This window comes from Mesorhizobium ventifaucium (assembly GCF_935822925.1).
Classification (GTDB): domain Bacteria; phylum Pseudomonadota; class Alphaproteobacteria; order Rhizobiales; family Rhizobiaceae; genus Mesorhizobium; species Mesorhizobium ventifaucium.
Map to the genome: position 1 here is coordinate 1 of NZ_CAKXZS010000002.1, position 14,684 is coordinate 14,684.

Consider the following 14,684-nt stretch of genomic DNA (forward strand, 5'->3'; position numbering starts at 1 on the left):
CGTCAAATCTGGAAACGCTCTAGAGCAACCTCGCTGAAATCATTCGAAGCGACGGCCAGGCTGAGCGGCCTAAGGCATGTCGCGCAGAAGCACGCCACGGGCTTGGACCGAGGGTGCGCAGCGGTTTTGCGATAACGACATGCATAAAAGCAATAACTTAAAGCGCGTCGCATGAATCCATTCACCCGCGACGCGCTTTAGCGGGCCTGCACGTCCGATCCGATATAGGCGATGCGCAGCATGTTGGTGGAGCCGGGCGTCCTCAACGGCACGCCGGCGGTGATGATGACCCGATCGCCGGGTTTGCCGAACCCTTCGTCCAAAGCGATGCGGCAGGCGCGGTCGACCATGTCGTCGAGGTCGATGGCATCGGGCGAAACCACGCAATGCGTGCCCCATAAGAGCGACAGCCGCCGCGCCGTGTTGACGATCGGCGACAGCGCGACGATCGGCACCTGCGGCCGCTCGCGCGCGGCGCGCAGGCCGGTCGTGCCCGAGGCCGTATAGCTGATGATCGCCGACAGTTTCAGCGTCTCGGCGATTTCGCGGGCGGCGAGCGAGATGGCGTCGGCGCCGGTCGCTTCCGGCTCCGAGCGCTGCGCGTTGATGATGCCGGCATAGGTCGGGTCGGTTTCGACCTTGCTGGCGATGCGGTTCATCATCGCCACCGCCTCGACCGGGTAGGCGCCGGCCGCGGATTCGGCCGAGAGCATGACGGCGTCGGCGCCTTCGAACACGGCGATCGAGACGTCAGACACCTCGGCGCGGGTCGGCACCGGCGCGGTGATCATCGATTCCAGCATCTGCGTGGCGATCACCACCGGCTTGCCGGCGCGGCGCGCGGCGCGGGTGATCTGCTTCTGGATGCCGGGCACGGCTTCGAGCGGCATTTCGACGCCGAGGTCGCCGCGGGCAACCATCAGTGCGTCCGAAAGTTCGATGATCTCGGCCAGCCTGGCGACTGCCTGGGGCTTTTCGATCTTGGCCATGATCAGCGCCCGGCCGCGCGCGATCTTGCGCGCTTCCGCCAGATCCTCGGGCCGCTGCACGAACGACAGCGCCACCCAGTCGACGCCGGTGGCCAGCACAGCATCGAGATCGCTGCGGTCCTTTTCGGTCAGCGCGCCGACCGGCAGGTCGGTGTCGGGCAGGCTGACGCCCTTCTTGTCGGAGATGCTGGTGCCGGCGACGACGGTGCAGACGATCGCCTTGCCGTCGCTCTTCACCGCCTTCAGCTCGAGCTTGCCGTCGTCGATCAAAAGGCGGTCACCGGCCTCGACCGATCTCAGGATTTCCGGATGGGGCAGATAGACCCTGGTCGAGTTGCCGGGCTCGGGATTGTCGTCGAGCGTGAAGGTCTGGCCGAGTGTCAGCGTCGCCTTGCCGTTGACAAACTTGCCGACCCGAAGCTTGGGTCCCTGCAGGTCGGCGAGAATGCCGATTGGCCGGCCGACCGCTTTCTCTACGGTGCGGATGCGACCGACAAGTGTGCGCATCAATTCATGATCGGTGTGGCTCATATTGATGCGAAACACGTCGGCGCCGGCTTCGAAGAGCTTCTTCAGCATGTCCTCGGAGGAGGAGGCCGGACCGATGGTGGCGAGTATCTTGACCTTGCGGCTGCGTCTCATTGACTGTTTGTTCCCGGAGCGGCTGGAACGCCCCCCGTTGCGGGGTCATCGGTCAGCTGGACCATCCAGCTTGCCTGCTCGCCCGTGTCATATTCCTGGAATCCGGCGCGCTGGAAGCCCCGGGCGACGCAATCGCTAACGCCGGCGATCTTGAACTCTTTTTCGGCCACGCACATGTTGATCGGACCATCCCAGCGCCCGCCGCGCTCGGCGTCTTCTGCATAAAGATAGTAAAATCTTGATGACAGCGGGCCTTCGATCAGCGTCTTGCAGCTCGATCCCTCGATGTGCCACCAGCCTTCGGTGATCCAGCCGGCCTTGGCGCGATAGCCGATGCCGACGCCGACCAGGTTCTGCGTGGCGTTGCAGACACGGAAATCGGCGCGCGCCGGCGAGGCAGCAACCATCGCCACGAAGCCCACGGCAAAGGTCAGGAGCGGCATGGCGAAGCCATAGCGCAAGCGCGGCCTGCCGGCGGAACCCATCCTGAAACCTCTCAAGAACCACATTTGCATCTCTCAACGCCCCTTTTCGGAAAAGTCGGGGCGCATGTCAACGCGCCCTTTTGCTCAATTCCAATCGATTTAGAAAGGCCTCTAGCGCACGCTCTATCGCCTTCCGCCAGATTTCCGCAGAAACCGTGGCCAAACGACGGCATTGCGTAATCGTCCCCTTCGTGGAATGACGATACCATCCTCCCCTCAGCGAACAGACCATTTCCCGCCGATGACCCGATCCACAGTTTTCGCGCCTTTCGACATCGTCGAGGGCGACCGCAAGCGAGGCATCGTGCTCCTGGCCGATCACGCCCGTCGCGACCTGCCGGAAGAGTATGGCAGCCTCGGCCTGCCGGCGGCGGAATTCGACCGCCATATCGCCTACGACATCGGTGTCGAGACGGTGACGCGCGAACTGGCCGCTTTGCTCGGCGTGCCGGCGGTACTCGCCAATTTTTCGCGGCTTCTGATCGATCCCAATCGCGGTGAGGATGATCCGACGCTGATCCGCCAACTCTATGACGGCACTGTCATTTCGGGAAACTATCCCTTGGTCTGGGAAGAGCGCGAAAGGCGGCTCGACGGCTTCTATCGGCCCTACCACGATGCGGTCGGCGCCATGATCGCCTCGGTGGCGCAGGCCTGCGCAAGCGCCCCTTTTATCTTGTCGGTACATTCCTTCACCCCGTTCATGCAGGGGTTCGTGCGCCCTTGGCATGTTGGTATCTTGTGGGATCGCGACGACCGGGTGGCGCGACCGCTGATCGACATGCTCGCCGAGGACAAAAGCCTTATCGTCGGCGACAACGAGCCCTACGACGGCGCGCTGCGTGGCGACACCATGTTCAGGCATGCCATCGTCAACGGCTTTGCCCATGCGCTGATCGAAATCCGTCAGGACCTGATCGCCGATCGGCAGGATGCGGTCGCCTGGGCCGAACGGCTGGCGCCGATCGTTGACGCGATCAACCGCCGTCCCGATATGCATCAGATCAGACGATTCGGCTCGCGCACCGGGCCGCTCTAAGGAGGCCCAAGGAGGCCAAGAACACATGACCGAACTCAGCGACGAGCAGAAACGCGATTTCGAAGCCGCCGCCTTCCGACGGCTGGTCGCGCATCTGCGCCAACGCACGGACGTGCAGAACATCGACCTGATGAACCTCGCCGGCTTCTGCCGCAATTGCCTCTCCAACTGGTATCGCGACGCCGCGGAGGCCGAGGGTGTCGATCTCAGCAAGGACCAGTCGCGCGAGATCATCTACGGCATGCCCTATGCCGAATGGCAGGCGCTCAACCAGACCGACGCCTCCGATGTCAAGAAGGCCGCGTTCGAGGCAAGACGCCCCAGGGATCACTGAGTCTCCCCGGAGAGGCGCGAACGGGACGGCCCTTTTTCGCTTTTTGGCCCAAGCACTTTCAAGAACGAGCGCTTGACTGGGGATTGAATCGATCTAATTTGCCGCGCGAGAGCTATTTTTCGCATCGGATTCTACACGATGGACACGCTAAACCGCATGCAGACCGCCATTCGTGGACGATGGGCCGTGGCGGCCATCTTCCTGGCCAATGGCTTTCTGACCGGCGCCTGGGCGCCGCAGATCCCGGTGGTCCTGACCCGGTTGGATATCAGCAAGTTCACGCTTGGCCTGCTGATCCTGCTGTTCGGCGCCGGCGCGGTCACAGCGATGACCTGGTGCGGCCACCTGATCTCGAGGCATGGGTCGCGCGCCGTGCTGCGCTGGTTCGGTCTCATCGGCAGCTTCGGCCTGCTGGTTGTGGCGCTGGCTCCAAACGTGCCGCTGGCGGCGGTCGCCATGTTCATCTTTGGCGGTTCGATCGGCGGCATGGATGTCGCCATGAACGCCAATGCGGTCACGGTGGAGCGGCGCTTGTCCCGCGCCATCATGTCGTCCTCGCACGGCTTCTGGAGTCTTGGCGGTTTCGCCGGCGGCGCTCTCGGTGGCCTCGCCATACAGAATTACGGTCATCTTGCCCATGCGACGGTGGTGACTGCGCTCGCTTTTGCCGTGATTGCAGTGGCAGTCCGCTACCTGATCGCCGAGGACAAGTCGCCCCAAGGATCATCGGGGGTCATCGGGCATCGCAAATTCGCGCTGCCTGGAAATCCGCTGGTCTATCTGGTCGGGCTGATGGCGCTGCTGACGATGATCTCCGAGGGCGCGGTGCTCGACTGGGCGGCGCTTTACCTGCAACAGGAACTGAGCGCCGATCTTGCCATCGCTGGCCTTGCCTATGCCGCGTTTTCCGCCGTCATGGCCGTCATGCGCTTCTTTGGCGACGGCGTCCGCAACCGTTTCGGTGCCGTGACGACGCTCCGGGTTTCGGCGCTCGTCGCCGCCGCCGGCATGCTGGTGGCCGGACTGGCGCCCTCGCCCTGGCTCGCCATTTCAGCTTTTGCGCTTTGCGGCTTCGGCATCGCCAATATGGTGCCGATCCTGTTTTCGGCCGGCGGCAACCAGGAAGGCATGTCGACCGGCACCGGCATGAGCGTCGTCACCACAATGGGCTATTCCGGCATCCTGGTGGCGCCGTCGGCAATCGGCTTCATCGCCGAGCATTCAAGCTTCGGTCCGATCTTCGTCGCCTTGTCGGGGCTGCTGGTCGTCGTGTTTTTGATGGCCGGGCTAGCTCACCGCGCTGAATTCGCCCCTGACGCGGCCCCGGCCGAATAGCGTTTTAGCTCCTCGTAGAGGAAATCCGCGACACGGCGGATGCGAACGCTGGTGCGCACGTCGCGGTGCATGGCCAGCCATACCGGCAGAGTCGGCAGCGCCAGGCCTGGCAGCACTGTCTCCACCAGCGGATCGCGATCGGCCAGCGGCTCCTGGCCAAAGCCGATGCCGTTTCCCGCCCGCACCGCCTCCCACACCACGATTTGGTTGTCGGTCCTGAAGCGGAAGGCATTGCGCGTGAGCGGGACACCGAATTGGGCAATGCCGCGAATGATCTCATCGCTGCGGTCGAAGCCGATCAGATCGTGGCCGGCAAGATCGCCGGGTTCGCGCAGACGGCCACGGCGGTCGAGATAGGATTTTGCCGCGCAGGCGCGGAGCGGAATGTCTGCCACTTTACGCGCCACCAGCTCGTTCTGTGCCGGCTTGACCATGCGGATAGCGATGTCGGCATCGCGGCGCAAAAGATTCTCAACCTGGTTCGACGCGACGATCTCGACCTCGATGCCGGGCTCCTCGGCGCCCAGCCGAGCCGTCATCTCTGGCAGGACATAGGCCGCCACCACCTCGCTGGCGGCAATGCGCACCGTGCCCTCGATCGCCTCGACCGATCCCAGCGCCAACAGCGAAAAGGCGCTCGCCTGCTCGCTCACCGCCCGGCCGCGTTCATAGAGCGTACTGCCGGCTTCCGTCAGGGCGTAGCCGCGCCGCCCGCGCCGGAACAGGGTGACACCGAGCGCCTGCTCCAGCTCGGCGATATGGCGGCCGAGCGTCGGCTGGCTTGCAGCCAGCTTGCGCGCGGCAGCGGACAGGCTTCCGGTTTCCGCCACGGTGACGAAACTCTTGATCAGGTTCCAGTCGATTTCCATTCAAAACTGAATATCACAACGCCAACTTCAGTCAATTTCTATTCGTTTGCGAGCGGACCATGTTGTGGCCGTAACGCAAACACGGAGACGAAACATGACCAAGATCGCAATTCTGGGTGCCAATGGCCGGCTCGGCCGCGTGGTTTCCAAGGCATTCATCGACGCTGGCTATGATGTCCGCGCCATCACCCGCAGCGGCAAGATACCGGCAGAACTCACCGGCGCCACAGCCGTCGCCGGCGACGGGCTCGATCGCGAAGCGCTTATCCGCGCCACCGAAGGCGTCGACATCATCTTCAACGGCCTCAACCCGATCTATACCGATTGGGGCAAGTGCCTGCCGATGGCCGAGAACGTCATGGCCGCGTGCCGGGCGAACGACGCATTGCACCTCGCTCCAGGCAACGTTTACATCTACGGCTCGTCGATGCCGGCGCTCATCACCGAAGACACGCCATTCCACCCGACGACGGAAAAGGGCCGCATCCGCGTCGCCATGGAAGACCTCTTTCGCCGAGAGGCCGAAGCGGGTCGAGTGCGAACCATTCTGCTGCGAGCCGGCGATTTCTTCGGCGGCACCGGCACCGGAGCGTAGTTCGATCTGGTTGTGGCCGCCAAGATGGACAAGGGCGTCTATACCGCTCCCGGGCCGGTCGATCTCGTGCATGAGTGGGCCTACCTTCCGGACTTGGCCAAGGCGTTTGTCGGGCTAGCCGAGAATCTCGACAAGCTCGGCTCCTACGAAGCGCTGAACTTTCCCGGCCACGCCGTCACCGATCTCGAGATCAAGGCGGCCGCGGAAAAAGCGCTCGGGCGCACGCTGAAACTCACGTCGATGCCGTGGTGGGTGCTGCGCGCTGGCAGCCCGTTCGTGGCAATGTGGCGCGAGATCGTCTCGATGTCCTACCTTCGCTTCGAACCGCACCGGCTGGTCTCGGCAAGGCTGGAAGGCATCATCGGCACAATCCCGCATACGCCGCTGGATAGGGCGGTGGCAGACGCTCTCGATGATATCGGTGTCGCCGCGACTGACGGCGTTTCGAAAGCTGCCTGCAACGGAAAGCCGCACTACCCAACGGATTATCCGAACCGGAGGCTCGGAAAGGACCATGCGAAAATCAAATGCTACAGCGCTGCGCCCTCAAAAGGCGCGCAGCGCTGTACTTTGTCGAGCACCAAACTGCGGGTCAAATCCTGCCCATCAGCAGCAACACCAGCAACACGATCAGGATAACGCCAACAATGCCGGAGGGACCATAACCCCAGGAACGCGAATGAGGCCATGCCGGCACCGCGCCGATCAGAATGAGGATCAGAATGATGACGAGAATGGTGCTGAGCGTCATGAAAAACTCCCCGCTGTGAGGTGTCGCATGACAAGACAATGCAAAAGGCCGCCGGGTTGTTCCCGGCGGCCTTTTCTACCTGGGCTGAAGGGACCAACCTATTCGGCGGCCTTCGGGAAGGCGATTTCCGGCTCGTCGAGCGAGCCCGGCCTTGCGGAGGTCTCCATAGTCGCATTGGCTGGCGTTCCGCGCCGGAACACCCGGCGGAAGAATGCATAGAAGCGGCTGTTCTTGCTACGCGTGAACACCATCAGCATCGACGGTGTCACCACCAGCGTCAGCAAGGTGGCGAAGGACAGGCCGAAGACGATCGCCGAGGACAGTGAAATCCACCATTGCGTCGACGGCGCGTTGATCGTCGTCTCGTGATGGAAGATTTCGAGACCGAGGCCGAAGGCGATCGGCAGCACGCCGAGGATCGCCGACACCGCCGTCAGCACGACCGGGCGGGCACGTTCGCGGCAGGTCTGCAGCACCGCGTCCATCTTGTCCCAGCCCTCTTCGCGCAGCCGGTCATAGGTGTCGATCAGCACGATGTTGTTGTTCACCACCACGCCGGCCAGCGCGATGACGCCGATGCCCGACATGACGATGCCGAACGCCTCTCCGGTCAACAGCAATCCCAGGAACACGCCGACGGTCGCCATGACCACGCAGGACAGCACCAGCCAGACGCTGGTGAACTTGTTGAACTGCATCAGGAGCACGAGGAAGATCAGGAAGATCGCCGCACCGAAGGCCTTGCTGAGGAACGCGCTGGCCTCGGCGCTGTCCTCGTTCGAGCCGGCAAGCTTCCAGCGTATACCGCTGCCGAGATCCATATCGGCGACAGCCTGGGTGACCTGCTGCTGGACAGAAGCGACCTGCTCGCCGGCGGCGACATTGGCCTGGACGACCACGGTGCGCGCGCCGTCGATGCGGTTGAGGATACCGACGGTCGGCTCGGGCTTGCGCACGACGAAATTCGAGATCGGCACCGACCCTTGCGAAGTCTGCACCCTGAGGTCATCGAGTGTCGACAGCGTGCGCCGGTCCTCGGGCAGACGCAGCCTGATGTCGACGGCGTCGTCAGCACCGGCTGGCCGGTATTCGCTGAGCTTCAGCCCGTTCGTCACCAGTTGCACCACCGTTCCGACCGAGGTCGGGCTGATGCCGTATTGCGCCGCCTTGGCGCGATCGACGTCGAGCGCCCAGTCGACGCCGGGCGGCGGCAGGCCGTCGGAAATATCGATGACGCCGGGCACCTTGGCAATGCGCGCGGCGACGGCGCGCGCCTTGTCGTCGAGGCCTTTCGGGTCGACGGCCGAAAGCCTGATCTGGATCGGCTTGCCGGTGGGCGGGCCGGCCTCGGGCACGCGAACCTCGACGTCGACGCCGGGAATGCCGGCCATGACGCCGCGCAGCTCGTCCAGGATCGCGTTCGCCGATTTGCGCTCGCGCCAGTCGACGAACTCGTACTGGATCACGCCGACCACGTCTTCAGGAATATCCTGGCCGCCGCCTTGCGTCTTGCCGACACGGGTATAGACCGATTTCACGCCTGGCCAGCCGAGAAGCCGGTTTTCCGCGGTCGTTGTGGCGGCATCCATTTCTGCGAGCGAAAGGTTGCCGCGGGCGTGCACATAGAGCAGGCCGTAGTCAGGCTCGACATTCGGGAAGAACTCGACGCCGGCGCCGTATTTCGAATAGGCAAAGCCGACACCGAACAAAAGCCCGACGGTGAGCAGAATGACGGTGAGGGGAAAGCGAACCGCCTGCTTGACCACCGCCATGTACCAGCCGTCGCGGTTGTCATTCTCGTGATGCGGCGGCGCCTTCGCGAACAAGGCGCCCAGCGCCGGTGCAAAAACCAGCGCATAAAGCATCGAGGCCGAGAGCGTGACGATCAGCGTGATCGGCATGTATTTCATGAAGTCGCCGATGATGCCCGGCCAGAACAGCAGCGGCGAGAAGGCGGCGATGCGCGTCATCGTCGCCGCAATAACCGGACCGGCCATCCGCTTGGCGGCAAGCGCGAAGGCCTCCGCCTTGGGCATGCCTTCGCTCATCCGCCGCTCGGCGAATTCGGTGACGATGATGGCGTCGTCGACCAGCATGCCGACCGCCAGGATGAGGCTGAACAGCACGATCATGTTGATCGTGTAGCCCATCATGGCCAACAGCAGGATGCCGATCAGGAAAGACGATGGAATAGCGAGGCCGATCAGCAGCGAAGCGCGGCCCGACAGCGCGTAGAGAATGACGATGAACACTAGGATCACGGCGATCATGACGTGGTTCTGCAGATCGCCGAGCAACTGGTTGACGAAGATCGATTTGTCCTGCGTGTAGGTGACGTGCATGCCTTCCGGCATGGTCCTTATGAAGGCATCGGACACGGCCCTCACTTGGGCGATCGTGTCGATCAGGTTGGAGCCGATGCGCTTCTTCACCTCGATGGCGATCGCCGGCTTGCCGTCAAGACGGGTCACCGTCTCGGCGTCCTTGAAGGTGGAGCGGACGGTGGCGATATCCTTGGCCTGCACCACGGCATTGGGGCCGGCGACGATCGGAAGCGCCGCCACGTCCTGCGGCGTTTCGATCAGCGACGGCACCTTGACCGCGTATTTGCCCTCGGACCCTTCGATGTTGCCGGCGGCGACAAGACTGTTGGAATCGCCGACCGCGCCGATCAGCTGCTCGAGCTGCAGCCCGTAGGAAGACAGTTTCATCGGATCGATGACAACTTCGACGAGATCGTCGCGCGCACCTTGCAGCGCGCCTTCCAGCACGCCCGGCACTTCCTCGATGCGGTCGCGCAACTCGCGCGCCGCCGCCGTGAGGATGCGCTCGGGCACCTCGCCCGACAGCGTCACGACAAGGACGGGGAACTCGGAGACGTTGACTTCGGAGACCACAGGCTCCTCGGCTGCCTGCGGCAGGTCGGCCTTGCCGTCCTGGACCTTGCTGCGTGTGTCCTGCAGCGCCGTCGCCAGATCCGTCTGCGGGTGGAATTCGACCAGCACATAGCCGCCACCCTGGAAGGCGGCCGAGCGCATCTCCTTGAGACCCTTGAGGCTCTTCAGCTTGGCTTCCATCGGCCGCAGCAGAAGGCGTTCCGAATCCTCAGGCGAGATGCCCTGATAGATCAGGCTGACATACATCATGGGAATCGGAACGTCGGGTTCGGCTTCCTTCGGTGTCGACTGATAGGCGACCGCACCGGCAAGGATAAGGAACACCAGCACCGAAATGGTCAGCCTGGCATTGCTGATTGCGAGTTTTACGATATCCATGATTACTGCGTCCCGGCTGTCGCTTCGCCCAGCAGCTTCTGGATGGTCGCCTGGTCAGCCTCGACCGGCTTGACCACTTCGCCTTCCTTCACCAGTTCCTGGCCGGCGACGATGATGCGCGCATCGGCAGGGATGCCGCCGAGCACCAGGCCGGTTGGCGTATCGTCGACAAGATCGATCGGGAAGAACACGACCTTGTTATCCTTGTCGACGGCGCGGATGCCGAGGTCGCCCTTGTCGCCGAGCGTCACCACGGAGCGCGGCAGCATGACAGCGTCGGTCGGCTGCGCGCTCAGCCCGATCTCGGCCGTCATCCCAGCGGGAATGGTGCCCTCAGGATTAGGGATTGCGATCTCGACCCGGAAGGTGCGGGTGGCGGACGACGCGTCGCGGCTGATGTAGCGCACGGTGCCCTCGACATTCTGGCCGCTGACCAGCCGTACATTCGCCTTGTCGCCGATCTTCAGATAGCCGAGATCACGCTCGCTGACCTCGCCGCGGGCGATCACAGGGTCTAGGCTCAGAATGGTTGCCACCTCGCCGCCCTGCATCACCGAACTGCCAAGCTCCACCGGCACCCGGTCGATGACGCCGTCGAACGGAGCCCTCACCTCATTGCGATCAAGCTGGGCTTGCATGGCTTCCAGCATCGACTGCGCTAAGGTCAGGGTGGAGCGAGCGTTGTCGAGCTGCAGCTTGGGCAGATTGCCGGTTTTCGCCAGCCGCGAGGCCGCATCAAGTTCGGCCTGACGCTGCGCGACAAGCTGCTTGGCATTGCTGAGCGCCGAAAGCTTTTCCTCGGTCGCAAGCATCAGCACGAGGTCGCCCGTCTTGACGTGCTGTCCTTGCTTGACCGGCAGCTTGTCGATGATGCCGTCGACCCGGGTCGCCAGCACCGCGCGCTTGTCGGCTTCGGTCAGTCCGGAAATCCGGATGGCGCGCGCATAGGTACGCCTGGGCGGAGTTATGGTCGCGACGGTGCGCAAGGTCGCCTTGGGCTGTTCTGCCGCACTGGCCTTGGCGTTGCCGGCGTCAGCCGCCTTTGGCTGCTCGACCTCCCCCGCCTTGGGCTCGTTGTCGGCGGCCGCGCTGCCGACGGATGAGAACTCGCCCGTCGCCATCCACGCAGCGAAACCGACAAGCACAACAATGGCTGCAAGCTTGTGAAACCTGTATTTCGGCATCGTCGTTTTTTCCAGTGCGCGGGATTCGGCCAGGCCGCGTCTTCTAACTCGGGCGCGTCGCCGATATGGGTGCGCGCAAGGCCGTGTTCAACTTGCCGTGATCGGCGAACGAGCTTCTACATCAAAGTTGCACCGCAATATAGTCAGAAATGTTGATGGGTAATACTTCGCTGGGGCAGGGTGCGGCCGCCGCCATGAGGCGCGCCGGACCAGCGCAGCCGTTCGTCTGCGATAGGCAATCGGCGCAGCGCGGATACGAAAACACCGTGTCCCACTCGGGCAGGCACTTGGCTGCATCGACCGTCATCGGTGCCGTTGCCTGGCTTTGTGCCGTCACGAAAGTCACGGCCGCAAACAGGATGGCAGCAGCTGTCAGCATGGTGGGAAATATTTCATGCAAAGGTCACCTCCTTCGACATGGGCAGTGTCCGGATGCGCTTGCCGGTCAGTGCGAAGATGGCGTTGGCGAGTGCCGGTGCCGCCGGCGGCGTGCCGACTTCGCCGACGCCGCCCATCTTGTGAAAATTCTCCAGGATAGCGACTTCGAACGCCGGGCACTGGAAAATGCGCATGGCATCGTAGTCGTGAAAATTCGACTGTTCGACCATGCCGTCGGCGAAAGTAATCTCCTGACTGATCGCCGCCGACAGGCCATAGACGGCGCCGGAGATGAGCTGCGCCTCGATGATGCCGGGGTCGAGCGCGGTGCCGACATCGGCGGCGATCCACACCTTCTCAATGCGGATTCCGGCCGGCGTGTCGGCGACCTGGACGATCTCGCCGACCCAGCTGCCGAAGGACAGCGTGAACGTCATGCCCTTGGCCTTGCCGGCGGGCAGCGCCTCGCCCCATTTCGCCATTTCGGCGACCTTCTCGACCACCTTCACCGCTGCCGGATAGGCAGCCATCAGCTTCTTGCGCAGTTCGACCGGATCGGTCTTCCCGGCGACTGCGATCTCGTCCAGAAATCCTTCATGGAAGAAACCGTTGATCGAACTGCCCACCGACCGCCAGGAGCCGACGGGGATCGAGACGGGTGCGGCGACGCCGGTCACTCGGTAGTTCGGGATCGTATAGGGCTGGTTATGGGCACCGTCGACAATGGACTTGTCGGGCCCGAGCGGCGATATCGAGGGAAACAGCCGGCGCAAGGTGCTGGTTATCATCGATGGCGAGGCAATTGTCATGTCGATGGCCACCGGCATGCCGTCGTCGCCAAGCCGCGCCTGGAATTTGCCGACAGAAGCCGGCCGGTAGGCGTCGTGGCGCATGTCTTCCTCGCGCGTCCAGATCACCTTGATTGGCCGGCCTGCCGTTTCTTTCGCCATCAGCGCGGCACAGAGCGCATAATCAACCTCGACACGTCGGCCGAAGCCGCCGCCCATGAAGGTGGTGTGGACGCTGACCTTGTCCTGCTCAATGCCGACAGCATTGGCGCAAAGCTGCCGCACCAAGGTCGGCGCCTGATTGCCGCACCAGATGTCGAGGACGCCGTCCTTCAACCGCGCCGTGGCGTTCATCGGCTCCATCGTCGCATGTGCCAGATAAGGCACCGCGTAGTCGGCCTCGACGATCTTTTCGCGCGGCGCGTCGGCGAAGGCGGTATCGACATCGCCATCGTCGCGCATCACTGACCCTTTTGTGCCGAGCGCCTGCTTCAGCACCTCTGAAATGCCGGCGCTATCCAGCGGATATTCGGGATCGGCCCATTCGGTGTCGATCGCCTCCGCCGCCTTGAACGCCGCCCAGGTGTTTTCGGCGATGATGCCGAAGCCGTGGCCGTAATTCGTGTCGATCGGCACGATCTTGATCACGCCAGGCATTTTCCCGGCCTTGGAGAAATCGACCTTGACCGGCTTGGCCCAGAAACGCGGGCTCATCTTGACCGTGCCGTACAGCATGTCCGGCAACGTCACGTCGATGCCGAAGATCGGCGCCCCGGTGACCTTGGCCGGCATGTCGATGCGTTTTTGCGGTTTGCCGAGCAGTTTCCAGTCGGCTTTGTCTTTGAGCCTGATTTCCGCTGGCGGCGCCATTGTCGCAGCGGTCGCGGCGACCGCGCCATAGGTCAGCGACTTGCCCGACGCCTTGTGCAGGATCGAGCCATTAGCCGTTTCCAGATCGGCAGCAGCTATACCGAGCTTTTGCGCGGCCGCTGCAATAAGCATCTGCCGCGCAGCGGCGCCGGCCTGCCGCATCTTGTCGAAACCGTCGCGCGTCGAGGCCGAGCCGCCGGTGCCTTGGAGAGCGAGGAATTTTCCGACCACGCCCATGCCGGCGCGCACTATTTCCGCGGTCATGCTTTCATCGAAGAAGGCGAACGGACCGCCCTCTTCCAGGATCGCTGAGTTGTAATAGGCGTAGGAGGCCGGGCCGTGCTCAACCTTGACCTGACCGAGCCCGACATCGAGCTCTTCGGCAACCATGGCGGCAAGCGTCGTCGAGATGCCTTGGCCCATCTCGGCACGCGGCGCGATGATGGTGATGGTGTTGTCGGCGCCGATCTTCACATAGGGGTTGAAGGTCGCTTCATCAGCGGCGAGATTGCCTTCCAGCGGATTCGGATAGGGTTTGCGGTAGTAATAATAGCCGACGGCGACACCGCCCGCGATAGCAGCCGCGCCGATGAGAAACGTGCGGCGGGCGATCTTTCCGATACTGGCCATGGTCAGATCCCCGCCGTTTTGAGGACGACCGCTCGTTTGATCGCCACGCGGATTTTCGGGTAGGTGCCGCAGCGGCAGAGATTGCCGCCCATGGCATCGTCGATGTCGGCGTCGGTCGGGTCGGCAACCTGGTCGAGCAGCGCCACCGCGCTCATGATCTGGCCGGCCTGGCAGTAGCCGCATTGGGCGACCTGCTCTTCCAGCCATGCCTGCTGTACCGGATGCAGTTTGCCTTCGGTGCCGATGCCTTCGATCGTGGTGACCGCGCCGGTGACCTCACCGACCGGCAGCGAGCAGGAGCGGACAGGCTGGCCGTCGACATGCACCGTGCAGGCGCCGCAGGCGGCGATGCCGCAGCCGAACTTCGGCCCGGTCTTGCCCATGAGATCGCGCAGCGCCCACAGCAGCGGCATTTCGGGATCGGCATTGACGTCGAATGCCTGCCCGTCGACGGTGAGGCGCATGGGGATACCCTTTGTTGTCGTCCACAGCCCAAGGCAAAAGGCCGGTCGGCCATTTC

The 14,684-nt window shown here is 63.4% G+C and carries 12 protein-coding genes and 1 pseudogene; 4 read left to right on the forward strand and 9 right to left on the reverse strand.

The features are described 5' to 3' along the window. Window positions 1–197: 197 nt before the first annotated feature. Both pyk and NMG70_RS01230 read right to left on the reverse strand, forming a co-directional pair. Entirely contained in the window at window positions 198–1,631 is a 1,434-nt protein-coding gene (gene pyk / locus NMG70_RS01225; RefSeq protein ID WP_254022845.1) for a pyruvate kinase, read from the reverse strand. Next, window positions 1,628–2,116 carry a DUF1036 domain-containing protein gene (locus NMG70_RS01230; protein WP_436798328.1) on the reverse strand — a complete coding sequence of 163 codons (489 nt, stop codon included), beginning with the start codon at window positions 2,114–2,116 and terminating at the stop codon, window positions 1,628–1,630. The genes pyk and NMG70_RS01230 overlap by 4 nt, the downstream gene beginning before the upstream one ends. Before the next feature lie 241 nt (window positions 2,117–2,357). Here NMG70_RS01230 and NMG70_RS01235 point away from each other — a divergent pair, with 241 nt between their 5' ends. From NMG70_RS01235 to NMG70_RS01245, 3 genes are all read left to right on the forward strand, one after another. Continuing rightward, on the forward strand, window positions 2,358–3,155 hold the full coding sequence (locus NMG70_RS01235; protein WP_254022846.1) for an N-formylglutamate amidohydrolase: 798 nt from the start codon (window positions 2,358–2,360) through the stop codon (window positions 3,153–3,155). A 25-nt stretch (window positions 3,156–3,180) separates the two neighbouring features. Further along, a complete protein-coding gene (locus NMG70_RS01240) occupies window positions 3,181–3,489 on the forward strand; it encodes a DUF1244 domain-containing protein (protein WP_254022847.1) in 309 nt (102 codons plus the stop codon). 138 nt (window positions 3,490–3,627) lie between these two features. After that, entirely contained in the window at window positions 3,628–4,824 is a 1,197-nt protein-coding gene (locus NMG70_RS01245; RefSeq protein WP_254022848.1) for an MFS transporter, read from the forward strand. On the opposite strand, the gene NMG70_RS01250 is transcribed toward NMG70_RS01245, so the two are convergent. After that, window positions 4,782–5,693, reverse strand: coding sequence for a LysR family transcriptional regulator (locus NMG70_RS01250; protein ID WP_254022849.1), 912 nt, complete (start codon window positions 5,691–5,693; stop codon window positions 4,782–4,784). The genes NMG70_RS01245 and NMG70_RS01250 overlap by 43 nt on opposite strands. A 94-nt stretch (window positions 5,694–5,787) precedes the next feature. Here NMG70_RS01250 and NMG70_RS01255 point away from each other — a divergent pair. Next, window positions 5,788–6,744: pseudogene (locus NMG70_RS01255) on the forward strand (NAD-dependent epimerase/dehydratase family protein); the annotation flags it as partial. A gap of 136 nt (window positions 6,745–6,880) precedes the next feature. On the opposite strand, the gene NMG70_RS01260 reads toward NMG70_RS01255, so the two are convergent. From NMG70_RS01260 to NMG70_RS01285, 6 genes are all read right to left on the reverse strand, one after another. Next, window positions 6,881–7,039, reverse strand: a complete 159-nt coding sequence (locus NMG70_RS01260; RefSeq protein ID WP_036267059.1) for a DUF3309 family protein — start codon at window positions 7,037–7,039, stop codon at window positions 6,881–6,883. Between the two features lie 98 nt (window positions 7,040–7,137). Next, a complete protein-coding gene (locus NMG70_RS01265; protein ID WP_254022850.1) occupies window positions 7,138–10,314 on the reverse strand; it encodes an efflux RND transporter permease subunit in 3,177 nt (1,058 codons plus the stop codon). Window positions 10,315–10,316: 2 nt separating this feature from the next. Then, window positions 10,317–11,498: an efflux RND transporter periplasmic adaptor subunit gene (locus tag NMG70_RS01270; RefSeq protein WP_254022851.1), complete on the reverse strand. Its 1,182-nt coding sequence runs from the start codon at window positions 11,496–11,498 to the stop codon at window positions 10,317–10,319. A gap of 121 nt (window positions 11,499–11,619) precedes the next feature. Next, the gene (locus tag NMG70_RS01275; RefSeq protein WP_254022852.1) at window positions 11,620–11,898 is read right to left on the reverse strand and encodes a hypothetical protein; all 279 of its coding nucleotides are present in this window, start codon (window positions 11,896–11,898) and stop codon (window positions 11,620–11,622) included. Continuing rightward, on the reverse strand, window positions 11,891–14,164 hold the full coding sequence (locus NMG70_RS01280; protein ID WP_254022853.1) for a xanthine dehydrogenase family protein molybdopterin-binding subunit: 2,274 nt from the start codon (window positions 14,162–14,164) through the stop codon (window positions 11,891–11,893). Before NMG70_RS01280 ends, NMG70_RS01275 begins: the two co-directional genes overlap by 8 nt. A gap of 2 nt (window positions 14,165–14,166) precedes the next feature. Continuing rightward, window positions 14,167–14,628: a (2Fe-2S)-binding protein gene (locus NMG70_RS01285; protein ID WP_254022854.1), complete on the reverse strand. Its 462-nt coding sequence runs from the start codon at window positions 14,626–14,628 to the stop codon at window positions 14,167–14,169. Window positions 14,629–14,684: the final 56 nt, after the last annotated feature.